Origin of the sequence: Herbaspirillum sp. C7C2, from assembly GCF_022627865.1 — a bacterium.
In the GTDB taxonomy this organism is placed as follows: Bacteria; Pseudomonadota; Gammaproteobacteria; order Burkholderiales; family Burkholderiaceae_D; genus Herbaspirillum; species Herbaspirillum frisingense.
Window position 1 is genome coordinate 53,576 of sequence record NZ_JABXGI010000005.1, and the last position, 23,103, is coordinate 76,678.

A 23,103-nucleotide genomic window follows, 5' to 3' on the forward strand; every position below is an offset into this window, starting at 1 on the left:
GCACATGGCATCGCCTCGCGAACTAGACCCACAATACCTCACTCCCTTTGCCGGCGGCACGATATTCTGCCCCCTGGCCCTGCTGCCGGAAGGCTGGCGCCGCGATGTCATGCTGCGCTGGGACGAGACCGGCGCGCTCATCGAAGTCCGTGCCGACCAGGCCCCGGGACAAGCCGCAGTGGCCAGCGGCCCGGTGATCGCCGGCATGCCCAATCTGCACTCGCATGCCTTCCAGCGCGCCATGGCCGGGCTGACCGAAGTCATGGGCAGCCCCTCCGACTCCTTCTGGAGCTGGCGCAAGCTGATGTACCGCTTCGCCCAGCGCCTGCAACCGGAACATCTGGAAGCCATCGCCCGCCATCTCTACATCGAGATGCTCAAGGCAGGCTATACCTCGGTCTGTGAATTCCATTACCTGCACCACGCCCCCGGCGGCGCGGCCTATGCCGATCCGGCCGAACTGGGGCTGCGGGTGATGCAGGCGGCCGGCGATGTCGGCATCGGCATGACCTTGCTGCCGGTGCTGTACCAGTATGGTGGCTTCGGCAGCCAGCCGACCTTGGCCGAGCAGGCGCGCTTCATCGGCACGGCACAGAGCCTGCTGGCCCTGCGCGAGCGTCTGCTGCACGCCTTGCCGGAAAATCCCATGCGCCGCTATGGCGTGGCACCGCATTCGCTGCGGGCAGTATCGCCGGCAGGACTGGAGGAACTGGTCAGCGGCTTGCGGCACCAGTCCGGCGGACAGGATGCCCCGGTGCATATTCATATCGCCGAACAGGAACGTGAAGTCCAGGACTGCCTGGCCTGGTGCGGCCAGCGACCGGTGCAGTTGCTGCACTCGCTGCAGGCCATCGACGCACGCTGGTGCCTGGTGCATGCCACCCACATGGATGCTGCCGAATACCAGGCCGTCGCCGCCAGTGGTGCCGTCGTGGGGCTATGCCCGACGACCGAAGCCAATCTGGGCGACGGCATCATCGATGCGGCCCGTCTGCTGGAGTCCGATACGCGCTGGGGTATCGGCTCGGACAGCAATATCGCCATCAACCTGCGCTCCGAACTGCGCCTGCTGGAGTATGGACAGCGTCTGCACCATCGCCGCCGCAACGTGCTGGCTTCCGAAGCCGAGCCCATCGTCGGCGAGCGCCTGTATGCTCGCGCCGTGGCGGGTGGTGCCGCTGCCAGCGGACGCCCGGTGGCGGGGCTGGCCGTGGGCCAGCGTGCCGATTTCATCGTCCTCGACGGCGAGGACATCAACCTGGCCGACCGCAGCCCGGAGCAATTGCTGTCGGCGCTGGTCTTCTGCGAACATGACGGCCAGCCCATCCGCGATGTCTACGTTGGCGGCCGCCAGGTGGTCGCGGCCGGTCATCATGCGCTGGAAGACAGCGCCCGTCGCGCCTATCGCAGCGCCGTTGCCGAACTGTTGAAGGACTGAGGAAGAAACCATGTCGAACGATATCTACCAGTTGCACCAGGGCAGCACCCCCTTGCTGATTTCCATGCCGCACGTCGGCACGCAATTGCCGCAGGACCTGCAATCGTCCTTCAGCGAGACCGGCCTGCAGGTCGACGATACCGACTGGCACATCGCCGAGCTCTATGACTTCGCCAGTACGCTGGGCGTTTCGGTGCTGCGACCTTTCCACTCGCGCTACACCATTGACCTGAACCGTCCGGCCGATGGGCAGAGCCTGTATCCGGGGCAGAACACCACCGGCCTGTGCCCCTTGACCACCTTCGACAACGTCGCCCTGTATCGTCCCGGCTGCGAGCCGGATGAGGCCGAGATCGCGCGCCGCCTGCAGATCTACTGGCATCCCTATCATGCCGCCCTGCAGGGCGAACTGGCGCGGCTCAAGGCCATCCACGGATACGCCTTGCTATGGGATGCGCATTCGATCCGTTCGCTCATCCCGCACCTGTTCGAGGGCGAACTGCCGGTCTTCAATTTCGGCAACGCCAGTGGTGCGGCCTGCGCGCCGGGCCTGGGCGAGGATCTGCTGGCGCTGGCGCAGCAACTGGCGCCGCACTACCCGGCGGTGCTCAATGGCCGCTTCAAGGGCGGCTATATCACGCGCCACTATGGACAGCCGGCGCAGCAGGTCCACGCCATGCAGCTGGAACTGGCCCAGCGCAGCTACATGCAGGAAGAGGCCCCATACGCCCTGGATCACACCCTGGCCGGCCAGCTCAAGCCGGTGCTGCAGCGACTGGTGGAGCGCTTCCTGGCATTTCGTCCGACATAGACGAGCCCCCTGGATGCCAGCGGACGGCCTGCCATTGCGCAGGCCGTTTTTGCATCCGCAGCTCCCGGGCAGGGCGCCATTTGATCCAGCGCAAATGCGCGCACGACGGGCCTGGCGAGCCCGTGGCGCTTGATGCATGTCAAGTCGCTTCAGATGGCACGGCCTTAGTATGCAGTCATACGAGCTCGACGCAATACGCAATACGCAATACGCAAGGCGAAATGCACAACGAGTCCGACGCCATTCCTGTCACCCCCTGAGGTCATCATGTTCAAGAACATACTGCTGGCAACCGATGGTTCCCGTCTGTGTAACGAGTCCGTGAAGGCGGCCATCGCACTGGCGAAAAGCTGCGGCAGCAATCTGGTGGGGCTGTCGGTGGCCGGCAATCTGCGGGCACTGTCCATCCCGGAAGTCAGCGTGGGCGTGGACGTGGCCCGTACCGACGAAGCCGGCCGCGCCCGTGCCATGGCCAGCGTGGAAATGATCACCGAAATGGCGCGCGAGCAGGGCGTTCCCTGCTCGGTGCAGGTGGCCCAGGGCGGCCGCCCCTACGAAGAAATCATGCGCGTGGCCGAACGCGAACACTGCGACGCCATCTTCATGGCCTCCAAGGCGCGTTCGACGCTGGGCCGGCTGCTCATGGGCAGCCAGACGCAGAAGCTGCTGGCACGCAGCAAGGTGCCAGTCCTGGTGTTCCGTTGATCCATCAAGGCGCGTCCCTGTAGCGGGGCGTACCGTATAAGGTTTGTGGTGTGGAGGGTCGGGCCGTTCCTGTGGAGAGGGACGGCCCTTTTTTTTGTTCATTTTGTTTGCGCTTGATGTACCGGTGGGAGTCGTCCCAGCCATCGTCAAGACTTGGAGAACGGGCGCTGCCTTGTTACAGTCTGGCCTGGTTCATGAAACGACAACAAGGAGCAGCCATTGGCCCACACCCCTCACCAATCCCAGGGCGGTAACGCCTTTACCCGATTCTTCGCGCATGAAGCGGCCGGTGGCATCGTGCTCGCCATTGCCGCCGTACTGGCGCTGCTGGTCAGCAACAGTGGCTGGCGTCAGGCCTACGAGTCCTTTACGCGCATCCAGGGCACGGTCGATATCGGTGGACTGGTGGTCTTGTCCAAGCCCTTGCTGCTGTGGGTCAATGATTTGTGGATGGCGGTGTTCTTCTTCCTGGTCGGGCTGGAGATCAAGCGCGAATTCGTGGAAGGCGAACTGGCCTCGCGCAAGAAGGCCATCCTGCCCGCCGCCGCAGCCCTGGGCGGCATGGTCGTGCCGGCCGGGATCTATGCCCTGATCAATCTCGGCGACCCGGTCGCCTTGCGCGGCTGGGCCATCCCGGCCGCCACCGATATCGCCTTTGCCATCGGCATCGTCATGCTGCTGGGCTCACGGGTACCGACTTCGCTCAAGGTGTTCCTGACGGCCGTGGCCATCATCGACGATCTGGGCGCCATCGTCGTCATCGCCCTGTTCTATACCGACAACCTCTCACTGGGCATGCTGGCCGGCGCCGGCATGGGCACGCTGGTGCTGGTGCTGCTCAATCGCAGCGGCGTGCGCCGCGCCGACGTCTATCTGCTGGTGGGCCTGGTGATCTGGGTCTGCGTACTCAAGTCCGGCATCCATGCCACGCTGGCCGGGGTAGTGACGGCGCTGGCCATTCCCATGCGCGATGCCGACGAGCAGCCGCTGGCCGGCGCACTGGAACACGGGCTACACCCTTGGGTGGCGTTCCTGGTGTTGCCGATGTTCGCCTTTGCCAATGCCGGCGTTTCGCTGCAGGGGATGTCGCTGGGCAGCCTGTTCGAGCCGATTCCGCTGGGGATTGCCGCCGGCCTTGTGCTGGGCAAGACCATCGGCGTCTTCGGCGCCGCCTGGCTGATGGTGCGCAGCGGACTGGCCGATGCACCGGCCGGCGCCACCACGCGCCAGTTCATCGGCGTGTGCATGCTGTGCGGGATCGGTTTCACCATGAGCCTGTTCATCGGCGGCCTGGCCTTCCAGGGCCTGGGCGCCGATTTCGAAGCCAAGCTCAAGCTCGGCGTGTTGGGTGGTTCCATCCTGGCGGGCCTGTGCGGAACGCTGGTGTTGTGGCGCAAGATATAAGCGGCGTGAACATCAGGCCATCGTGACATGTCGGGGCGGCAAGCAGGGCGGATGCCGCCTAAAAGCGTCCCAATCCCGCGTCAAATTCGCATCACGTCGTCGTTTGGCGACTATTCAACAACTTTCGGTTTTGCAACGCAAAAGATTGATCAAAAATTAAGTTTTTGCACACCGTTAGTGCATATCCGCTCTGCAATGGGCTTATGTGCTCATCCGTGAGAATGCGCACTGCTGCATGGTTCTGTTGATGCAGGGCAGGGCCGGCGCCAAATGCTGCTGCGCGGAATAATGGATTCTTTACATCATCATTTGGCAGTAGGAAGATATTTGCACGGGCCTTTATCGGCGCGGCGTGGAAGGGCGCCGGGCCGTTTTCGGGTGACAGCAAGGCCCGCAGCAAGTGGGGGATGTTGTTGTTTCGACATTTTCATCCCTTGGGACGATAAGCTGCGCGAATAACAGCGCAGCAGTCATAGCAGAGGAGACAGACATGAACCTGATGGAAATGTTGATGGCCTATGGTAGCCAGATGCTGGCGTGGTATGCCTTGTATGTGGTGATCGGCAGTTGTGCCTTTGGTGCTTACGTCTGGCGCCGTACCCATTTCGGTCACTGATCCCCGTACAGGATTGCCAGGGCGCGCGCCGGCCTCGATCCGGTGCGTCGCAGTCGGCGGGTTGCGTGCAACATGCAGCACCTGCCTGAATCGCAGACGAAAGGGTAAAACCAGTCGCCAGCCTGAAGCATGCCGTTTTCCATCCTGGGCAGGGGCCTGGACATGGGAGCGGTGCTGCGCTGGTTACCGCTCGGCTGCCTGAATTTCGTATCTCCAGTTCCTCCGTACTTTCATCACGGCGGGAGGTGCCATGCCGGCGCCTCCCGCCGTTTGTATTGGCCCACCGACTGCGCTCCAACTGCGCGCAGAGCCACGCTGGGTGAGGTATCCAGCCCCTCCTCGACCTTCCGTTGTCGTCCCCGCAAAATGAAAAAAAAGCTGCACTGCAGCTTTATTTTCTTATTTTGCGGTGCTATTCTCCAACTCGCGCAAACGTTTGCGCAACGATAACGGCGTCTATCTTCTAGGAAACGCCGGCAACATCAATACTGGAGACCCAGATGAACAAATTCACCCGCCGCCATTTCGCTATTGCTACCCTGGCTTGTGCAGTCCTCCCCGGCGCCGCCCTGGCGCAGACCCCGGCCAAGCCCAAGGTGGCGCTGGTCATGAAGTCGCTGGCCAACGAGTTCTTCCTGAACATGGAAAACGGCGCCCGCGAATACCAGAAGGCCAATGCCGGCAAGTTCGACCTGATCGCCAACGGCATCAAGGATGAGCAGGACACCGCCAACCAGATCAAGATCGTCGAACAGATGATCGTCTCCAAGGTCAACGCCCTGGTCATCGCCCCGGCCGATTCGAAGGCGCTGGTGCCGGTGGTCAAGAAGGCCATCGACGCCGGCATCATCGTGGTCAACATCGATAACAAGCTGGACGACGCGGCGCTGAAGGAAAAGGGCATCACCGTGCCCTTCGTCGGCCCGGACAACCGCAAGGGCGCCAAGCTGGCCGGCGATTTCCTGGGCAAGCAACTGCAGAAGGGTGACAAGGTCGCCATCATCGAAGGCGTCTCCACCACCTTCAACGCGCAGCAGCGCACCCTAGGCTTCCAGGATGCGATGAAGGACGTCGGCGCCAATGTGGTGACCGTGCAGTCCGGCCAGTGGGAAATCGACCAGGGCAACAAGGTCGCCGCCTCCATCCTGAACGCCCATCCGGACATCAAGGCCATCCTGGCCGGCAACGACAACATGGCCCTGGGCGCCGTGGCCGCCATCCGCGCCGCCGGCAAGACCGGCAAGGTGCAACTGGTCGGCTACGACAACATCAACGCCATCAAGCCGATGTTGAAGGATGGCCGCGTGCTGGCCACTGTTGACCAGTTCGCCCAGCAGCAGGCCGTGTTCGGCATCGAAACCGCCCTGAAGGCGGTCTCCGAGAAGAAGCCGCAAAGCGCCCTGGGCGGCGTGGTCGAGACCAAGGTCTCGCTGGTCACCAAGTAAGCTGGCGGCAAGCGCGGCGCAGGCCTGCACTGGTGCGCTAGTGCAGCCACCCGCGTCTCACTTGCAAGGTACCTGCGCCCGTTCTGCGGCGCAGGCCTTTGCTTCCTCATCGTCCTTTCTGCCGCCGCTCCATGCGCGCCAAAGACCCATGCAGCCCAACGACTCCCCCTCCCGAACTGCCGCCTTGCTGACCCTGTCCGGCATCGGCAAGAGCTATGCCGCACCGGTACTGGACGGCATCGACCTGGATCTGCATCCAGGCCAGGTGCTGGCCCTGACCGGCGAAAACGGTGCCGGCAAGAGTACGCTGTCCAAGATCATCTGCGGCCTGGTCGATGCCAGTGCCGGCCAGATGACACTGGATGGCCAAGCCTATCAACCGGTGTCGCGCACCCAGGCCGAGGCGCTGGGCATCCGCATGGTGATGCAGGAACTGAACCTGATCCCCACGCTGTCGATTGCCGAAAACCTGTTCCTGGAAAAGCTGCCGCGTCGCTTTGGCTGGATCGACCGCAAGAAACTGGCCGAGGCCGCCCGTACCCAGATGGAAGTGGTCGGCCTGGGCGAACTGGACCCGTGGACGCCGGTCGGCGACCTGGGTCTGGGTCATCAGCAGATGGTCGAGATCGCCCGCAACCTGATCGGCAGCTGCCGTTGCCTGATCCTGGACGAACCCACGGCCATGCTGACCAACCGCGAGGTGGAACTGCTGTTCTCGCGCATCGAGCGCCTGCGCGCCGAAGGCGTGGCCATCATCTATATCTCGCACCGGCTGGAAGAACTGAAACGCATCGCCGACCGCATCGTGGTGCTGCGTGACGGCAAGCTGGTCTGCAACGACGACATCGGCCGTTACTCCACCGAGCAACTGGTGCAACTGATGGCCGGCGAACTGACCAAGGTTGACCTGGACGCCGGCCATCGCCGTATCGGCGCGCCCCTGCTGCGCGTGCGCGGTCTGGGTCGGGCCGGCGTGGTACAGCCGGCCAGCTTCGCCCTGCATGCCGGCGAGGTGCTGGGCATCGCCGGGCTGATCGGCTCCGGCCGCACCGAACTGCTGCGCCTGATCTTCGGCGCCGATCGCGCCGACCAGGGTGAAGTCTTCATCGGCGAGGGCCAGCAACCGGCCCGCATCCGCAGTCCCAAGGATGCGGTCAAGGCCGGCATTGCCATGGTCACCGAAGACCGCAAAGGGCAGGGCCTGCTGCTGCCGCAAGCCATCAGCGTGAACACCTCGCTGGCCCATCTGGGCCGCGTCAGCCGGGGCGGCATGCTGGACCACGCGGCCGAAGCCGACGTCGCTCGCGACTATGTGAAGAAACTGCGCATCCGCAGTGCCAGCGTGGCGCAGGCTGCCGGTGAACTTTCCGGTGGCAACCAGCAGAAGGTGGTGATCGCACGCTGGCTGTACCGCGATTGCCCGATCATGCTCTTCGACGAGCCCACCCGGGGCATCGACATCGGCGCCAAGTCCGATATCTACCGCCTCTTCGCCGAACTGGCGGCACAGGGCAAGGGCCTGCTGGTGGTTTCCAGCGACCTGCGCGAACTGATGCAGATCTGCGACCGCATCGCCGTCATGAGCGCCGGCCGCATCGCCGACACCTTCAGCCGTGACGACTGGTCGCAGGAGCGCATCCTGGCGGCTGCCTTCAGTGGCTATGTCGGACGCCAGGAAGCCGCCGAAGCGGCGCATGTGGCCGGCAACACGGCCTGAGCGGGCCGCCTGCGCCCAGCCAGAACTTCAACTGCCAAGAATTGACGAGACAGATGCAAACTTCCTCTACCTCCACTCCTGCCGCCAGCCGGCAAGCGGCCTACCTGGCCGGTTTCAAGAACTACCTGGGTCTCATCGCCGCGCTGTTGGCGATGTGCGTGATGTTCGCCTTCCTGAGTGAAAACTTCCTCAGTGCGGCCACCTTCATCACGCTCTCCAATGACATCCCGCCGCTGGTGGTGATGTCGGTGGGCATGACCTTCATCCTCATCATCGGTGGCATCGACCTGTCGGTCGGCTCGGTGATGGCACTGGCGGCCTCCATGCTGTCCATGGCCATGGTGCGCTGGGGCTGGCCGCTGTACGCCGCCGCCCCCCTGGGCGTGGTGGTTGCGGCGCTGTGCGGCACGCTGACCGGTCTGGTGTCGGTGCACTGGCGCATTCCGTCCTTCATCGTTTCGCTGGGCGTGCTGGAAATCGCCCGCGGCCTGGCCTACCAGGTCACCAACTCGCGCACCGAATACATCGGCAGCGCCGTGGACGTCATCAGCTCGCCGGTGCTGTTTGGCATGTCGCCGGCCTTCCTCTCGGCCATCGCCATCGTCATCATTGCGCAACTGGTGCTCACGCGGACCGTCCTGGGGCGCTACTGGATCGGTATCGGCACCAACGAAGAAGCGGTGCGCCTGTCCGGGGTCAATCCCAACCCCAGCAAGATCCTGGCCTTCGCCCTGATGGGCGGGCTGGCCGGCATCGCAGCGCTGTTCCAGGTGTCGCGCCTGGAAGCGGCCGATCCCAACGGCGGCGTGGGCATGGAACTGCAGGTGATCGCGGCCGTGGTCATCGGCGGCACCAGCCTCATGGGCGGGCGTGGCTCCATCGTCAGCACCTTCATCGGCGTGCTGATCATTTCGGTACTGGAAGCCGGCCTGGCGCAGGTGGGCGTGAGCGAGCCGATGAAGCGCATCATCACCGGCGCGGTCATCGTGGTGGCCGTGATCCTGGACACCTATCGTCGTCGTGGCCAGCGCCACGCTCGCTGACGGCAGCACCCACGCCATGTCTACCATCAAGGATGTCGCCAGGCTGGCCGGGGTGTCCTACACCACGGTCTCGCACGTGCTCAACCAGACCCGTCCGGTCAGCCCGGAGGCCAGGGAGCGCGTGCTGGCCGCGGTCAAGGAACTGGACTACGTGCCCAGTGCGCTGGCGCGTTCGCTGCGCAGCAAGGTCACCGGCAGTATCGGCCTGATCATCCCCAACAACACCAACCCGTACTTTTCGGAGCTGGCGCGGGGCATCGAAGACCACTGCTATGGCGCCGGCTACAGCGTCATCCTGTGCAATTCCGACGATGACCCGGCCAAGCAGCGCGACTACCTGCTGGTGTTGCAGACCAAGCGCTGCGACGGCCTCATTCTCGCCACGCTGAACCAGTCCGACCTGAACCCGGCCGGCAAGCTGGACATCCCCACCGTGCTGCTGGACCGCGCCCCCAAGGAACTGGACATCGATCTGGTCAGCACCGACAACGCCCTCGGCGGCAGCCTGGCAGCCCGCCATCTGCTGGACCTGAAGCGGCGCCACGTGGCCTGCATCGCCGGACCGGAGGGGCTGGACCTGTCCGACGAGCGGGTGCAGGGTTTCCGCCAGACGCTGGAGGAGGGCGGTGGCAAGCTTGCGCCCAGTGACCTGCTGCATGCCGACTTCAGCGGCATCGGCGGCTACCAGGCGGCCATGCGACTGCTGCAGGAGCGTCCCGCCGATGCGCGTCCCGACGCCATCTTCTGCTGCAACGACATGATGGCCATCGGCGTGCTGCGTGCCGCGGGCGAATTGCAGATCGACGTGCCGGGCCAGCTGTCGGTGGTCGGCTTCGATGACATCGAACTGGCCCAGTTCGTCCATCCGCCCCTGACCACGGTGGCCCAGAACACCCGCAGGCTGGGCAACCTGACGGCGCAGTTCCTGCTGGAACGCATCGCCGACCCGGACCTGCCGGCGCGCCGCGAGACGGTAGCGCCACAATTGCAACTGCGGGGCTCGACCGCCCCGTTCGACAACAAGATAAAGAAATAAGAGAAAGCACATGATCGTCATCATCGGCAGCGTCAACATGGACCTGGTTTTGCGCGTGCCTCGCATGCCCATGCCGGGAGAAACCCTGGCGGGCGACAAATTCATGACCATCCCCGGCGGCAAGGGCGCCAACCAGGCTGTGGCCTGCGCCCGCCTGGCCGCGCCGGGCACCGCAGTGGCCATGGTGGCCTGCGTGGGCGACGATGCCTTCGGCGCCCAGATGCGCCAGTCCATTACTGCCTGCGGCATCGATGACCGCTACCTCGACGAAGTGGCAGGCGAAGCCACCGGCATTGCCTCCATCATGGTCGACGCCAACGCCCAGAACAGCATCGTCATCGCCGCTGGCGCCAATGGCCGCCTGGACGTGGAACGCATCGAACGCGCCCGCCCGCTGATAGAACAGGCCTCCATCGTCCTGCTGCAACTGGAAGTCCCCATCCCCACCGTGATCCACGCCATCGAGATGGCCCACTCCCTGGGCAAGACCGTGGTGCTGAACCCGGCGCCGGCGCAGGCGCTGCCTCGCGAACTGCTGCAGAAGGTCGATTACCTGATCCTCAATGAGATCGAAGCTGCCATGTTGGCCGAAGAGCGTACCGTGGCCAACTCCGACGACATCCCGCAACTGGCCGCGCGCCTGCATGCGCTGGGCGCACGCAATGTGGTGGTCACGCTGGGTGAGAAGGGCGTCTACGGCGCCTTCGCCGATGGCCGGCAAGACCATCTGCCGGCGCGCAAGGTGCAGGCGGTCGATACCACGGCTGCAGGCGATACCTTCATCGGCGGCTTCATCGGTGCCATCGCCCAGGGGCGCGACCCGTTCGACGCCATCGCCTACGCCCAGGCCGCTGCTGCCCTGAGCGTGACGCGCATCGGCGCCCAGACCTCCATCCCGACACGCGACGAAGTCGTGCTCTGATCATTTGATTTCTCTGCCAGGAATGCCATGAAAAAGACCGCCTTGCTCAACGCCGCCATCTCCCAGCTGATTGCCACCATGGGGCATGGCGACACCGTGGTCATCGGCGACGTCGGCTTGCCGGCACCGGCCGGCGTCCCTGTGATCGACCTTGCGGTCACGCGCGGCGTGCCGGACTTCATGACCGTGCTGCAGACGGTGCTGAGCGAACTGCAGGTCGAATTCCACGTCGTCGCCGACGAAATGCAGACCGTCAGTCCCGCCCTGGCCGCCCAGGTCGAAGCGCTGGGACTGGCCGGCAAGCGCAGCGTCCCGCATGAAGACTTCAAGCGCCAGAGTGCCCGCGCCAAGGCCTTGATCCGCACCGGCGAATGCACCCCCTATGCCAATATCATCCTCGGTTCCGGCGTGGTGTTCTGAGCCCTGGGCCTGCCATCCCTCTGACAAGCGGCCGGCCGCTTCTCCTATAGCCAGCAAGGGTCCTACAGCTGATACTGTCGCGTTTGGATGAAACCTAAGCGGTCAGGACAGAACCATGCAAAGTGAAGGAGGGCGGAGATGCGCGTGCACCCGGTAAGGCTGCCTGGGAGGCCACTGCTGGCCAGGCTGGGCTGCCTGCTGACCTGGTGCGTGACCGCGCTGGTGGCGCTGGCGGCCTTGCTGGCCCTGCTGGTGGCGCTATTCGACTGGAACCTGGTCAAGCCCTGGATCAGCCGCCAGCTCTCCACCATGCTGGCCCGGGAAATACGGGTCGATGGCCCGATCAGCCTGTCCTGGTCGCTGGCCCCGGCCACACCCCAAAGCGACAGATCCTGGCTGCCGCAACTGCACTTTACCGCACGTGACCTGCAGATCGGCAACCCGGACTGGGCGCAGAGCGCCGACCATCTGGTCCGGGCCAGTCTGCTGGATCTGCATTTTTCCCCACTCCCGCTATTGCACTGGCACTGGCATATCACCGACATGCGCGTGACCGGCCTGGACCTGGTCATGGAACGGGCCGACGAGCGCCGCAAGAACTGGCGCTTCTCCGACCAGCCACGTTCGCGCTGGAGCTTCGACATCCACCAGATCGTCTTCGACCATGCCCAGATCCGCTATGTGGATCAGCCGCTGGACCTGGACCTGCGCTTCGACGCCCGCCCCCTGAGTGCGGCCGCCATGCGCTCCGCCGAGGGCAGCGACAGTCCGCCTGGACTGGTCCTGCAGGCAGCGGTATCGGGCCGCTACGGTGAGGCTGACATACAGGGCCAATTGCGCGGCGGCCCCTTGCCCGACCTGCTCAACGAAGGCAGCGTCTATCCCCTTCAGGCACAGGGCGACGTGGGTGAAGTCCACACCGTGATCAGCGGCAATCTCGTCAATCCTCATCAGCTACGGCGTGCCGACCTGCAGATCCGCCTGAGTGGCGACAGCCTGGACCGGCTCTATGCCGCCAGCGGCGTTCCTCTGCCGGCCACGCGTGCGTTCAGCACCCAGGGCGGCCTGACCATCCAGCGGGCCGAGGCCGCGGGCGCGGGCAAAACCGATCGCGATAACGCCACCAAGGCCTGGGACTGGCGCTATGAACGCTTCACCGGCAAGGTCGGTGAGAGTGATTTCGCCGGGGATGCCCATTACTACCGTGGCCCGCCCAAGAACCACCTGAGCGTGACCGCCCACGCCGATCTGTTGCGGCTGGAGGATTACGTGCCGGCCGCCGGTGGCAAGCAGAAAGAGAGCAAAAAAGAGGGTAAAAGCGAAGGCAAGCGCCAGGATCGTGTGCTGCCGGAACGCCCGGCGCAGCCGCAGCGCTGGGCCAGGCTGGATGCCGACATCGAACTCAAGGCCAGTCGCGTGCAATTGCATGGTGGGCTGGACTGGCAGGACGCCAGCACCACCCTGCGGCTGAAGGACCAGGTGCTAACCGTCGCGCCCCTGCAATTTGCCATGGCCGGTGGCAAGGGGGACGGCGAACTCACGCTCGATGGCCGCCAGAACGACATCCGTTCAAGCCTGCAAGTGAACCTGCATGGGGTGCAGGTGCGCCAGCTGTTTCCGAAACTGGCCAGGATCGACGCCAGCTTCGGCAAGCTGGACGGCCAGGCCCGCCTCAACGGCAGCGGCAACTCGGTCGCCGCCATGATGGCCAGCGCCGACGGGCGGATCAAGGCCGATCTGAGCCAGGGCACCATCAGCCAGTTCATCCTGGAAGCTGCCGGTCTGAACCTGGCCAACGCGGTGTTTGCCAAGATGTACCGCGACCAGCAGGTCAAACTGCTATGCGGCGCCGCCGATGTGACGATCAAGGAGGGCGTGGCGCAGGTCCGGCACGGCATCCTCAATACCGAGGACGCGGCCATCGACATCACCGGCCAAGTCGATCTGGGACAGGAAAAGCTGGCGCTGAACGTCTATCCGCGCACCAAGCAGGTTCGCATCCTGTCGCTGCGCACCCCCTTGTATGTGCGGGGCAGCTTCGCCAAGCCCGACATCGGTGCCAGCAAGGAAGGCCTGGCTGCGCGGGCCGGGGCGGCCGCCGCCCTGGCCCTAGTAGCACCGGTGGCAGCGGTGATTCCGCTGATCACCCCCGGCGAGAAGATACCCGACGATTGCGCCCCGCACGCTGCGGCCGATGCGCGCTAGCGCTGCAACAGCGCTAGCCCAGGAATTCGAACAGCGCCTGGAATGGCGGTAGGGCCACCACCAGCCGCTGCGGCTCCTGGTGCAGCGGCAGCCCCAGGGCTTGGGCCCCTGCGCTGATGCGTGAGAGGTCGCCGCCTGAAAAGCGCAGCGCCGCGAAAGCGGCCGGGCGCTGCGGTGCAAAGGCGGCCAGCCCGCCAAAGCGCGCCTGCAAGCCAGCGGCATCGGCAAATTCGAGTGCGAAACCGTCTTTCCATTCCCCCAGGCGGGCATAGGCGGCCCGGGTAGCCTCGGGATCGGCATCGGTCACCAGCATGCTGGTGAGACCCTGCACGCCATTGGCATGGCCCATCCATTCAGGGCGCCACACCAGTTCCGGCGTGAAGTGATGGCAGGCGTAGACCCGTCCCGCGGCGAACTGGCCGGGAATCAGGCGTACGGTGGAAAAACGGGCATCGGTGGCAACCCCGTCCAGCAGCACCGGCCGCGAGAAGTGTTGCACCGGCTTCACCACCAGGCCCAGTGCCTGCCAGGCGTCGTGGCAGGCCGGCACGTCGGCCACGGCATAGACCAGGCCGTCGAGGCCCAGCGGGCTGTCCAGGATTTCCTGGCGCACCTTGTCGCTGTCGCGGGGCTGGCCGATCAACTCCAGGTAGCCGCCGGGGAACATCACCAGATGGTTGACCGAGCCCAGTGTGTGATAGCCGCGCGGGGTGAGCGTAAAGCCCAGCGCCTGCAGCTGGGCATGGGCAGCATCGATGTCGTAGTGGGTATTGAGGACGAGGTGATCCAGCCGCGCGGGAATATTTTGCGCCAGCGGGAGCGTTTCGGGCAGACCTTGGGTCATAGAAGCCAATCAACAAGAATGAATCTGCCAGGAAGCGGCAGGCCGCCATTTTACGTGCGGCAAGCTGGCCTGTCATGGCAGGGGATTTGTCTCGGAAAGTGGCCGCGACGCCAAGCTTTCCGATAAGCTTGCCACGAAGCTCTACCGTAGCGGCGCAAGTGGGTGGACGTGGGCAGTCAATCGACCCGTACGAAGACAGTACGATCAGGAAGGGCATTATTTTGGATCAGCAACCGGCAATGGAGGGGAATAGCCCCCTCAGCAGCGCCTATCGTCACGCCTTGCTGGAGGCTATCGATGATGGTTTTTGCATCATCGAGTTCATCGATGGGCCGCATGGCCCCTTGAGTGATTATGTTCATATCGAGGCCAACTCCGGCTATTACCGTCATACCGGCATCGAGGGCATCGTCGGCAAGCGCCTGCGTGAAATCGAGCCCGAGAATGCCCAGGTCTGGCTGGATGTGTATGGACAGGTCCTGCTGACCGGCCAGCCGCTGCGTTTCGAGCAGGAATTCAAGGCCGTCGGTCGTCATATCGAGGTCTCCGCCACGCGCGTGGGCCCGGTGGAAATGCGCCAGGTCTCGGTCCTGTTCCGGGACGTGACGGCGCGTCGCCGGACCGAGGCCGCCTTGCGCGAGAACGTCCAGCGCGTGCAACTGGCCCTGGAAGCCGGCGCCATCATCGGCACCTGGATCTGGGATATCCCCTCGGACCGCCTGAACGTCGACGAGGGCTTTGCCGTGGCCTTCGGCCTGGCGCCAGAGCGCGACCTGTCGCGCCTGTGCATCGCCGACATCATGGAAGCGGTGCACCCTGACGACCGCGAACTACTGTCGGCCCGCATCCGTGAAACCCTGGCCCGGGGCGGCACCTACGCCCACCAGTACCGCACGCGTCGACGCGATGGTCGCTACTACTGGCTGGAAGCCAACGGCCGCGTGGAATTGACCCCGGATGGCGTACCCAGCACCTTCCCCGGCGTGTTGATGGATATCGAAGGCCGGCGCGCCGTCGAAGCCGAGCGTGACCGCGCCCTGGCCGCCTTGCGCTCGCTCAATGAGACCCTGGAACAGCGCGTCCAGGAACGGACCAACGCCTTGCTGGAAGCTGAGGAGGCCCTGCGCCAGGCGCAGAAGATGGAAGCGGTGGGGCAACTGACCGGTGGCCTGGCGCACGACTTCAACAATATCCTGGCCGGCATCAGCGGCAGCCTGGAACTGATGAAGGTGCGCATGGCCCAGGGCCGCATCAGCGACATCGAACGCCATCTCAATGGTGCACAGTCTGCCGTCAAGCGTGCTGCCGCGTTGACCCAGCGCCTGCTGGCGTTTTCGCGACGCCAGACGCTGGACCCCAAGCCCGCCGACCTCAATCGCATCGTGGCCGACATGCACGAACTGATCGGCCGCAGCGTCGGCCCGGCCATCACGGTGGAAACCATTGCCGCCGGCGGGCTCTGGCATACCTTCGTGGACGTCGGCCAACTGGAAAACGCCTTGCTCAACCTCTGCATCAATGCCCGCGACGCCATGCCGCATGGGGGCCGCCTCACCATCGAGACTGCCAACCGCTGGCTGGACGACATGGCGGCCATGCAGCGCGGTGTGACGCCGGGCCAGTATGTGTCCCTATGCGTGAGCGATACCGGCACCGGCATGTCGCCGGACGTGGTGGCGCGTGCCTTTGATCCCTTCTTCACCACCAAGCCCACGGGGCAGGGGACGGGGTTGGGCCTGTCCATGGTGTATGGCTTTGCCGGCCAGTCGGGCGGTGCGGTACGCATCTATTCCGAACTGGGCCAGGGCGCCACCCTCTGCATCTACCTGCCGCGCCACCACGGCCAGGCGGGCGAAGAAGACCTGCTCATGCCGGACGAAGCCGGCGCCACGGCAGCGCCAGGCAGCAAGACCATCCTGGTGGTGGACGATGAACCGCTGGTGCGCATGGTGACCGTGGAGGTCCTGTCCGACCTGGGCTACAGCGTGCTGGAGGCCGAAGATGGGCCGACCGCCCTGAAGCTGCTGCAAGCCTATCCGGAGCTGGACCTGCTGATCACCGACGTCGGCCTGCCCAATGGCATGAATGGCCGCCAACTGGCCGACGCCATCCGCGCGCCGCGACCGGATTTGCCGGTGCTGTTCGTGACCGGTTATGCCGAGAACGCAGTGCTCAACCATGGCCACCTGGAACGGGGCATGCAGGTATTGACCAAGCCGTTTGCAGCCGATGTGCTAGCGCGGCGGGTGCGGGAGCTGGTGGGAGAGGAAAGGTAGTCCGCGAGCCTCAGTCGAGTTCCTGAAGGCAGTAGTCTGAACGGTGGCGGCACGGCTGCTCCCGTTGGCAGCATTTCAGGCAAGGCAATCTGCATCTGGTCGCATGACGCTGGCGACGCGTGGGGACAGCCGTGACAATCGGGTCCATCGTTTTACCGGAAACCGCCATGTCCCCGACCCCCATCGTCACCCTACACCTGAGTGCTGCGTTGTGTGCCGCGGCAATCGGCCCGCTCGCCCTCTGGACCCGCCTGGGTCGCACGGTACGTCCGCGCTGGCATCGCCTCCTCGGTTATGGCTGGCTGGGCTGTATGGTCATCACCGCGCTGTCAGCGCTCTTCATCCGTTCGCATGACTTGCCCAATGTCGGCGGATTTTCGCCACTGCATCTGCTGGTGCCGTTGACCGGGGTGGGGCTCTATCGCGCCGTCACCGCAGCCAGGCGCGGAGACATCGTCCAGCATCGGCGCACCATGCAGGGCATCTATGTCGGCGCCTGTCTGGTGGCGGGGCTCTTCACACTGCTGCCCTCACGCTATCTGGGGCGACTGGTCTGGGGGCAATGGCTGGGCTGGCTGTGACCGCGCTGGCCCGTCTAGACGGCAGCGCCAAAGAATGAACCGATGGCCGCTGTGCTGGCCATGGCCAGCGAGCTCCACAGGCTGACCCGCAAGGCCCCCTTCCAGAGGTTGGCGCCCCCGGTCCGGGCCGCGACCGCGCCCAGCACCGCCAGCGACAACAGGGCAGCGATCACGATCGCCTCCAGCAGCACGCCTGCAGGGGCCAGCCATACCACGGCCAGCGGCAAGGCTGCGCCCACGGCGAAACTCAGCGCCGAGACCAGTGCTGCCTGTACCGGGCGCGCGGTGGTGGTTTCGGAGATGCCCAGCTCATCGCGTGCATGGGCGTCCAGGGCGTCGTGGGCCATCAACTGGGTCGCTACCTGGTTAGCAGTTTCCTGCTTCAGGCCACGGCGCATGTAGATCGCCATCAACTCGCGATGTTCGCCCTCGGGGTCGGTTGCCAGTTCTTCCTTCTCCTGGCTCAAGGCCGCCTTTTCGCTATCAGCCTGGGAATGCACGGAGACATATTCGCCGGTGGCCATGGACATGGCACCAGCCACCAGGCCAGCCACGCCCGTCAGCAATACATTTTCGTGGCTGGCGTTGGCGGCCACCACGCCCACCAGCAGGCTGGCAGTGGAGACGATGCCGTCGTTGGCACCCAGGACGGCGGCACGCAGCCAGGAAATGGCATCGACCTTGTGATGTTCGAGATGGAATCTGGGCATGGCTATGCAGTAGACGAGGTGTCGGAATGGCGCAGATTCTAGGGGTGGGGCGGCGAGAATGCCATGACAATTAGCGAAAATGAGGGCAATTCGCATTTGTTGGCCGCTTGGTGAAGAAACTGACGGGCGCTGACTTCCTGCAGTCCCACGAGGATGACAGACGGGATGACGGGCCGCTCGCGGTAGTGGCCGATGCCGCTGGTTTTAGCGCTCTGCTAGTCTGGGCTGCAGGATCGCCTATTCGTTTCCGCTGACACTGCAAAGGCTGCAGAGCCTGACATAGCACCATCACCAGAAGGAGAACATCATGTCCGATCGCAAGCCCAAGACTGCCATCGCAATCGTTGCCGCCATTGCGGTGTTGGCGCTAATCGGTGGCGTTTCCTTGCTGGGGATGTTCCAGGCCGCCGGCCACAGTTGAACGGCAGCGACACGACGCCGCGGCAGGCCGGGTGCAAATCCGGTAGAGGGTATGAACCTCTACGTTCAGCCCTGACTGCCGTGGCGTGACCTGCTCTCCAGCCATCGGAACAGTACCATCCCCGCCAGCATCGCGACGACGAATACCATCCCTTTACGTTCTCCCTCACCCAGCAGCACCAGTGCCGGGCCCGGGCAGATGCCGGCGATTCCCCAGCCGACGCCAAACAGCAGACTGCCCAGAATCAGGCGCCGGTCAATGCGCGTGGCAGGGGGGAGTTGCATGGGCTGTCCCAGCAGCGATTGCTGCATCTTGCGGGCGCGCGCGAAAGCGATCACACCGACCCCGATCGCTCCACCCATCACGAAGGCCAGCGAAGGATCCCACGCCCCCGCCAGATCAAGAAAGCCGAGTACCTTGGCCGGATCGGCCATGCCGGAAACGATCAGTCCCAGGCCGAACAGGAGGCCGGCTACCCCTGCAGCGAGCGCAGCGAGCATCTCTTTTTTATTCATCTTTGCATCCATGGATGGTGAACTCAGAATCCGGCCAGGTGGCGCAGCAGGTAGACGCTGACGAAGCCGGCGCCCATGAAGCTGGCAGTGGCGACTGCCGACCGCGGGGAAAAGCGGGATAAGCCACAGACGCCATGCCCGCTGGTGCAGCCGGCGCCGTAGCGCGTGCCCACCCCCACCAGCAAGCCGGCCAGCACGACCTGCGGGTAGCCGGCATCGATGCGCACCGCGGGGAGGGCCGTGACGGCGCCATAGAGCAGCGGCGCCAGCAACAGTCCCAGCACGAACAGGACGCGCCAGCCGGTGTCGCGCGAGGGGGGCTGCAGCAGCCCGGCCACGATGCCGCTGATACCGGCAATGCGGCCAGTGAAAAGCACCAGCAGGGCGGCAGCGGCCCCGATCAGCATACCGCCCACCAGCGCCCCGCCTGGGGTAAAACTGTTCCACGCAATGTGCATGTTCATTCCTTCGGGCAGTAGAGTTGGTACATCAGTTCGAGCATCGCGAGCAGCCGTTCATCGGCCACACGGTAGTAGACGCGCTTACCGTCGCGGCGGGTAGTGACCACGCCCTCGTTGCGTAGCACGCCCAGTTGTTGCGACAGGGTGGGCTGCCGGATATCAAGCGCTTCTTCCAGTTCGCTGACGCACATCTCCTGCTGCGACAGCTGGCACATCAGCAGCAGGCGGTCTTCATTGGCAAGGACTTTCAGGGCGGTGACCGCTTCACCGGCGGCCTGGCGCATCTGTTCGGCGCGTAGCGGGGTTACGTTGCTCATGCGTTTTCAATATCATAAAAGATAATATATTAAAATATATAATAACGGCCGCAAACGTACAACGCAAGGATTTCAGAAAAGGGGCAGGAAAGAGAAGGGACTGCAGGCAGGAGTGCGGGCGGGGCTGCGGCAGAGGACGCGCAAGCAAGCAGGCGGCGGACCGGTGTTGGCGAGATCCTCGCCCGGATGATTCAGGAAGCGGCGTGCAGCAGATCGATCAGCCGACAACTGGCCTGTCTGGCGGCCGCCATGGCTTCTTCGGCAAATGCAAAAGGCGCGTCCTGTCCGCAAAACTGCAGTTCGCCATTGATATAGAGATCCCAGGTCCACCCACCGACACCGGTTCTTCCACTGCCGCCTGTAGCACCGCCGTCGGGGCTGGCCGGACATTTGAGCTCGATCCGGACCAACTCGTTGCGATACCTGAAAAGTGCCTTTCTCATCTTCCCCGCCGCGTTTCTTATCGTGGAGCAGGTGGCTTTGACAAAGCTCATCCTGAACTGCCCCAGTGTACGCTACTACTCCAATGACAACAGTGCTATTGAGCCACATGCACGAAATGCAATCATTGCCAATACGGCAATAGCAGTCGTCTATGGATTTTCACTTGGCGGCGATACGCTTCCCTCCAGATGCGTCGGGCCCGGCGCCAAGCAGCTTGTCTAGCCATTCGTCGTGATGATGGTGGGGCGTGGTGATGGCGTAGAAGCTCTCGACCAGTTCACTGGTCTGCCCGGCCACGACCAGGGTGCCGTTGCGCAGTTCATCCTGCACCACCACTTCCGGGAGGACGGTCAGCCAGCCGCTGTCGCGGGCGATCAGTCGCAGCATGGCCATGTCGTCGACTTCGGCGCGCATGCGAGGGCGCACATCGTTGGAAATGCACAGGGCGTCGAACTGCATGCGCAGTGCGTGGCGCGGCCCGGGCAGCGCCATGTCCACGCCTTCCAGATCTTGCGGGATACGCAGGCTGCGGCTTTCCCAGCGCTGCGCCGGGCCCACCACCGATACCGCCTGGCTGCCCAGGAAACGGCAGTGCAGCGGACGATCCGGGTCGGAGGGCACCGTCTCGTTGGCCAGGACCACGTCCAGCTGGTGTTGCACCAGGCGCTCCAGCAGGCCCTCCAGCAAGCCCGATTCCAGGGTCAGCGACACGGTGGCGTCCGACATCATGGGGCGCAGCCAGTTTTCCTGGTAGTTACGCGACAGCGTCGCCACGCTGCCCACCCGCAGCCGGGTGATGCCGGCGGAGCGGCCTTCCAGGCGGCCCAGCATTTCCTGGCTCAAGCCGAAGATATTGTCGGCATAGGTGAAGACCAGTTGACCGGTATCAGTCAGGCTCAGTCGACGGCCCTCGCGGATGAAGAGATCTTCTTCCAGCTGCTTTTCCAGCTGACGAATCTGGGCTGACACCGCCGATTGCGAGGTATGGAGCTCTTCCGCCGCGCGGGTCAAATGGCCGAGCTTGGCGACTCGCCAGAAATAGCGCAGATGATGGAAATTAAGCTGTTCTAGTCGCATCGTTCTTTTTTATAGATTGATTTGTTCATATAAATGTAATTTACAGAACGATCTTTGACAAGCATCATCCCGCCATCGCACTGCATGAGGCTTCCTGTCATGACCACCATTTCCGTTCTTTCCTGCGCAGCCTGGGCGGCGCCCGGGCTGATGTTCGCCATGGCCACCCTGGCGGCCGGCACCTCGCTGCCAGCCACGCGCCTGTGGCGTTGTTACCAGGCACTCTCAGGCCTGGCGCTGTTGCTGGCATTGTCGCTGGCCGTGGCAGCCTTGTTCTTCGATTGCCATGGCGCTCCCTGGCCCGGGGTTCTGGGTACGTCCACCCTCGGTCTGGTGCTGGCGCTGCTGGTGCAGGGCCTGGGCACGGTGATCGGCAGCTTTTCGGCACGCTACCTGCAGGGGGAGGGCGGTCAGCGCCAGTACATCGCGGCCCTGTCGGTGGTGCTGATGGCCGTGCACCTCTTGCTGCTGGCGGACCACTGGCTGGTGCTCATCGTCGCCTGGGCGCTGGTCGGGCTGGCGCTGGAAAAGCTGCTGTGCTTCTACCCGGACCGGCCCTTCGCTCGCCTGGCGGCCTACAAGAAACGCATCGCCGACCGCCTGGCCGATGTGCTGCTGGTCGCAGCGGCCGCACTGGCGTGGTCGGCAGTCGGCAGCGGTTCGTTGCCGGCGCTTTGGTCTCACGCGGAACAACAGGGCATGTCCCCGGGCCTGCAGCTGAGCGCACTCTGCCTGGTGCTGGCGGTGATCCTGCGCACCGCCTTGCTGCCAGTACATGGCTGGCTGATCCAGGTGATGGAGGCGCCCACGCCGGTCTCGGCCCTGCTACATGCAGGCGTGGTCAACCTCGGCGGCTTCGTGCTGGTGCGCTTTGCACCGCTGCTGGAGCAGGCCGTGGCCGCGCGCAGCGTGCTGCTGGTGTTCAGTGGCGGGACGGTGCTGCTGGCCGGGCTGGTCATGCTCACACGCATCAGCATCAAGGTGAAGCTGGCGTGGTCCACCGTGGCGCAGATGGGTTTCATGCTGCTCGAATGCGCTGCCGGCCTGTACATGTTTGCGGCCCTGCATCTGATCGGTCATTCACTGTACAAGGCGCATGCCTTCCTGTCCGCGTCGTCGGTGGTGCGGGACACCCGGCTGCAAGCCCTGCATGCGCCGGCCCTGCCATCCACGGCCAGCGTGGTCGGAGCACCACTGCTCAGCGCTGCGTTGGTCGTGGCCCTGCAAAGCGTCAGTCCCCATGCGGCCTGGCCGTGGTGGTGGAGCGGGGTGCTGGCTCTGGCCTGGGCACCCTTGTTGTGGCTGCCGCAGCGGCCGGAAGGGTCACGCCTGCGCAGCGTCGGCCTGGGGCTGGGTGGCGCCGCCGGCCTGACGCTGGCCGCTCTCGTGGCGCACCTGTTGCCGCTGCAGATCGTCGATTTCCCCCGCACCGGCTACGGTGTGCTGGCACTGCTGACCATGCTGGCCCTGTATGTCTGCATGGGCTTGCTGCAGCTTCGCCCGCAAGCCATGGCGGCATGGCGTCGCCGCAGTTACGCCGGCTTCTACCTGGATGAGGCCTACACCCGCCTGGCCCTGACCCTGTGGCCATCCGACTGGGCGCCCAAAGCGCGCCGGGCGGCCGCAAATCAGGGTACAACGCAGACCGCGCCCAGCTTGCTGGGCGATGCCCGGCATTGAGCCAGCCAGATCCGG

The 23,103-nt window shown here is 64.5% G+C and carries 22 protein-coding genes; 15 read left to right on the forward strand and 7 right to left on the reverse strand.

The features are described 5' to 3' along the window. Positions 1–4: 4 nt before the first annotated feature. The 12 genes from HWE04_RS09775 (at position 5) to HWE04_RS09825 (ending at position 13,762) form a co-directional block, all read left to right on the forward strand. Positions 5–1,438 carry a formimidoylglutamate deiminase gene (locus HWE04_RS09775; protein ID WP_241812276.1) on the forward strand — a complete coding sequence of 478 codons (1,434 nt, stop codon included), beginning with the start codon at positions 5–7 and terminating at the stop codon, positions 1,436–1,438. A gap of 10 nt (positions 1,439–1,448) precedes the next feature. Then, entirely contained in the window at positions 1,449–2,249 is an 801-nt protein-coding gene (gene hutG, locus HWE04_RS09780; protein ID WP_241812277.1) for an N-formylglutamate deformylase, read from the forward strand. A 267-nt stretch (positions 2,250–2,516) separates the two neighbouring features. Beyond that, positions 2,517–2,954: a universal stress protein gene (locus HWE04_RS09785; RefSeq protein ID WP_006464846.1), complete on the forward strand. Its 438-nt coding sequence runs from the start codon at positions 2,517–2,519 to the stop codon at positions 2,952–2,954. 219 nt (positions 2,955–3,173) lie between these two features. Beyond that, a complete protein-coding gene (nhaA, locus tag HWE04_RS09790; RefSeq protein WP_241812278.1) occupies positions 3,174–4,358 on the forward strand; it encodes a Na+/H+ antiporter NhaA in 1,185 nt (394 codons plus the stop codon). A gap of 490 nt (positions 4,359–4,848) precedes the next feature. Then, positions 4,849–4,974, forward strand: a complete 126-nt coding sequence (locus HWE04_RS24460) for a hypothetical protein (RefSeq protein WP_006464844.1) — start codon at positions 4,849–4,851, stop codon at positions 4,972–4,974. Positions 4,975–5,474: 500 nt separating this feature from the next. Continuing rightward, positions 5,475–6,419 carry a sugar ABC transporter substrate-binding protein gene (locus HWE04_RS09795; protein ID WP_102662532.1) on the forward strand — a complete coding sequence of 315 codons (945 nt, stop codon included), beginning with the start codon at positions 5,475–5,477 and terminating at the stop codon, positions 6,417–6,419. A gap of 148 nt (positions 6,420–6,567) precedes the next feature. Further along, complete coding sequence (locus HWE04_RS09800; protein WP_241812279.1) at positions 6,568–8,136, forward strand: sugar ABC transporter ATP-binding protein; 1,569 nt, start codon at positions 6,568–6,570, stop codon at positions 8,134–8,136. Positions 8,137–8,189: 53 nt separating this feature from the next. Next, entirely contained in the window at positions 8,190–9,179 is a 990-nt protein-coding gene (locus HWE04_RS09805) for an ABC transporter permease (RefSeq protein WP_006464841.1), read from the forward strand. A gap of 16 nt (positions 9,180–9,195) precedes the next feature. Further along, positions 9,196–10,215 (forward strand): LacI family DNA-binding transcriptional regulator, encoded by a 1,020-nt coding sequence (locus HWE04_RS09810; RefSeq protein ID WP_241812280.1) that lies wholly within the window; start codon positions 9,196–9,198, stop codon positions 10,213–10,215. A 10-nt stretch (positions 10,216–10,225) separates the two neighbouring features. After that, positions 10,226–11,137, forward strand: a complete 912-nt coding sequence (rbsK, locus tag HWE04_RS09815) for a ribokinase (protein WP_241812281.1) — start codon at positions 10,226–10,228, stop codon at positions 11,135–11,137. A 27-nt stretch (positions 11,138–11,164) separates the two neighbouring features. Further along, positions 11,165–11,557, forward strand: coding sequence for a D-ribose pyranase (rbsD, locus tag HWE04_RS09820; RefSeq protein WP_077237221.1), 393 nt, complete (start codon positions 11,165–11,167; stop codon positions 11,555–11,557). 138 nt (positions 11,558–11,695) lie between these two features. Then, positions 11,696–13,762, forward strand: a complete 2,067-nt coding sequence (locus HWE04_RS09825) for an AsmA family protein (protein ID WP_241812282.1) — start codon at positions 11,696–11,698, stop codon at positions 13,760–13,762. 13 nt (positions 13,763–13,775) lie between these two features. Here HWE04_RS09825 and HWE04_RS09830 read toward each other — a convergent pair whose 3' ends face one another. Then, complete coding sequence (locus HWE04_RS09830) at positions 13,776–14,606, reverse strand: VOC family protein (RefSeq protein ID WP_241812283.1); 831 nt, start codon at positions 14,604–14,606, stop codon at positions 13,776–13,778. A gap of 239 nt (positions 14,607–14,845) precedes the next feature. On the opposite strand from HWE04_RS09830, the gene HWE04_RS09835 reads away from it, so the two are divergent. Further along, a complete protein-coding gene (locus HWE04_RS09835) occupies positions 14,846–16,882 on the forward strand; it encodes a hybrid sensor histidine kinase/response regulator (protein ID WP_241812284.1) in 2,037 nt (678 codons plus the stop codon). Between the two features lie 167 nt (positions 16,883–17,049). Then, on the forward strand, positions 17,050–17,463 hold the full coding sequence (locus tag HWE04_RS09840; protein ID WP_241812285.1) for a DUF2306 domain-containing protein: 414 nt from the start codon (positions 17,050–17,052) through the stop codon (positions 17,461–17,463). Between the two features lie 14 nt (positions 17,464–17,477). On the opposite strand, the gene HWE04_RS09845 is transcribed toward HWE04_RS09840, so the two are convergent. The 6 genes from HWE04_RS09845 to HWE04_RS09870 form a co-directional block, all read right to left on the reverse strand. Then, positions 17,478–18,173 (reverse strand): VIT1/CCC1 transporter family protein, encoded by a 696-nt coding sequence (locus HWE04_RS09845; protein WP_006464833.1) that lies wholly within the window; start codon positions 18,171–18,173, stop codon positions 17,478–17,480. A 486-nt stretch (positions 18,174–18,659) separates the two neighbouring features. Next, the gene (locus HWE04_RS09850; RefSeq protein WP_241812286.1) at positions 18,660–19,109 is read right to left on the reverse strand and encodes a YeeE/YedE family protein; all 450 of its coding nucleotides are present in this window, start codon (positions 19,107–19,109) and stop codon (positions 18,660–18,662) included. A gap of 23 nt (positions 19,110–19,132) precedes the next feature. Beyond that, positions 19,133–19,567, reverse strand: a complete 435-nt coding sequence (locus HWE04_RS09855) for a YeeE/YedE family protein (protein WP_006464831.1) — start codon at positions 19,565–19,567, stop codon at positions 19,133–19,135. Between the two features lie 2 nt (positions 19,568–19,569). Then, positions 19,570–19,887, reverse strand: coding sequence for an ArsR/SmtB family transcription factor (locus tag HWE04_RS09860; protein WP_006464830.1), 318 nt, complete (start codon positions 19,885–19,887; stop codon positions 19,570–19,572). A 191-nt stretch (positions 19,888–20,078) separates the two neighbouring features. Beyond that, positions 20,079–20,381 carry a hypothetical protein gene (locus HWE04_RS09865; RefSeq protein ID WP_241812287.1) on the reverse strand — a complete coding sequence of 101 codons (303 nt, stop codon included), beginning with the start codon at positions 20,379–20,381 and terminating at the stop codon, positions 20,079–20,081. Between the two features lie 109 nt (positions 20,382–20,490). After that, the gene (locus HWE04_RS09870; RefSeq protein ID WP_077235418.1) at positions 20,491–21,408 is read right to left on the reverse strand and encodes a LysR family transcriptional regulator; all 918 of its coding nucleotides are present in this window, start codon (positions 21,406–21,408) and stop codon (positions 20,491–20,493) included. Between the two features lie 99 nt (positions 21,409–21,507). Between HWE04_RS09870 and HWE04_RS09875 the strand changes: the two genes are divergently transcribed. After that, positions 21,508–23,088 (forward strand): NADH-quinone oxidoreductase subunit L, encoded by a 1,581-nt coding sequence (locus HWE04_RS09875; protein WP_241812288.1) that lies wholly within the window; start codon positions 21,508–21,510, stop codon positions 23,086–23,088. Positions 23,089–23,103 lie beyond the last annotated feature (15 nt).

What these genes read in the sequence shown, in the direction of transcription:
- HWE04_RS09775 (WP_241812276.1), top strand. Translation starts at nt 5, where the DNA reads ATGGCATCGCCTCGCGAACTAGACCCACAATACCTCACTCCCTTTGCC.
- hutG (WP_241812277.1), top strand. Translation starts at nt 1,449, where the DNA reads ATGTCGAACGATATCTACCAGTTGCACCAGGGCAGCACCCCCTTGCTG.
- HWE04_RS09785 (WP_006464846.1), top strand. Translation starts at nt 2,517, where the DNA reads ATGTTCAAGAACATACTGCTGGCAACCGATGGTTCCCGTCTGTGTAAC.
- HWE04_RS24460 (WP_006464844.1), top strand. Translation starts at nt 4,849, where the DNA reads ATGAACCTGATGGAAATGTTGATGGCCTATGGTAGCCAGATGCTGGCG.
- HWE04_RS09795 (WP_102662532.1), top strand. Translation starts at nt 5,475, where the DNA reads ATGAACAAATTCACCCGCCGCCATTTCGCTATTGCTACCCTGGCTTGT.
- HWE04_RS09800 (WP_241812279.1), top strand. Translation starts at nt 6,568, where the DNA reads ATGCAGCCCAACGACTCCCCCTCCCGAACTGCCGCCTTGCTGACCCTG.
- HWE04_RS09805 (WP_006464841.1), top strand. Translation starts at nt 8,190, where the DNA reads ATGCAAACTTCCTCTACCTCCACTCCTGCCGCCAGCCGGCAAGCGGCC.
- HWE04_RS09810 (WP_241812280.1), top strand. Translation starts at nt 9,196, where the DNA reads ATGTCTACCATCAAGGATGTCGCCAGGCTGGCCGGGGTGTCCTACACC.
- rbsK (WP_241812281.1), top strand. Translation starts at nt 10,226, where the DNA reads ATGATCGTCATCATCGGCAGCGTCAACATGGACCTGGTTTTGCGCGTG.
- rbsD (WP_077237221.1), top strand. Translation starts at nt 11,165, where the DNA reads ATGAAAAAGACCGCCTTGCTCAACGCCGCCATCTCCCAGCTGATTGCC.
- HWE04_RS09825 (WP_241812282.1), top strand. Translation starts at nt 11,696, where the DNA reads ATGCGCGTGCACCCGGTAAGGCTGCCTGGGAGGCCACTGCTGGCCAGG.
- HWE04_RS09830 (WP_241812283.1), bottom strand. Translation starts at nt 14,606, where the DNA reads ATGACCCAAGGTCTGCCCGAAACGCTCCCGCTGGCGCAAAATATTCCC.
- HWE04_RS09835 (WP_241812284.1), top strand. Translation starts at nt 14,846, where the DNA reads ATGGAGGGGAATAGCCCCCTCAGCAGCGCCTATCGTCACGCCTTGCTG.
- HWE04_RS09840 (WP_241812285.1), top strand. Translation starts at nt 17,050, where the DNA reads ATGTCCCCGACCCCCATCGTCACCCTACACCTGAGTGCTGCGTTGTGT.
- HWE04_RS09845 (WP_006464833.1), bottom strand. Translation starts at nt 18,173, where the DNA reads ATGCCCAGATTCCATCTCGAACATCACAAGGTCGATGCCATTTCCTGG.
- HWE04_RS09850 (WP_241812286.1), bottom strand. Translation starts at nt 19,109, where the DNA reads ATGAATAAAAAAGAGATGCTCGCTGCGCTCGCTGCAGGGGTAGCCGGC.
- HWE04_RS09855 (WP_006464831.1), bottom strand. Translation starts at nt 19,567, where the DNA reads ATGCACATTGCGTGGAACAGTTTTACCCCAGGCGGGGCGCTGGTGGGC.
- HWE04_RS09860 (WP_006464830.1), bottom strand. Translation starts at nt 19,887, where the DNA reads ATGAGCAACGTAACCCCGCTACGCGCCGAACAGATGCGCCAGGCCGCC.
- HWE04_RS09865 (WP_241812287.1), bottom strand. Translation starts at nt 20,381, where the DNA reads ATGAGCTTTGTCAAAGCCACCTGCTCCACGATAAGAAACGCGGCGGGG.
- HWE04_RS09870 (WP_077235418.1), bottom strand. Translation starts at nt 21,408, where the DNA reads ATGCGACTAGAACAGCTTAATTTCCATCATCTGCGCTATTTCTGGCGA.
- HWE04_RS09875 (WP_241812288.1), top strand. Translation starts at nt 21,508, where the DNA reads ATGACCACCATTTCCGTTCTTTCCTGCGCAGCCTGGGCGGCGCCCGGG.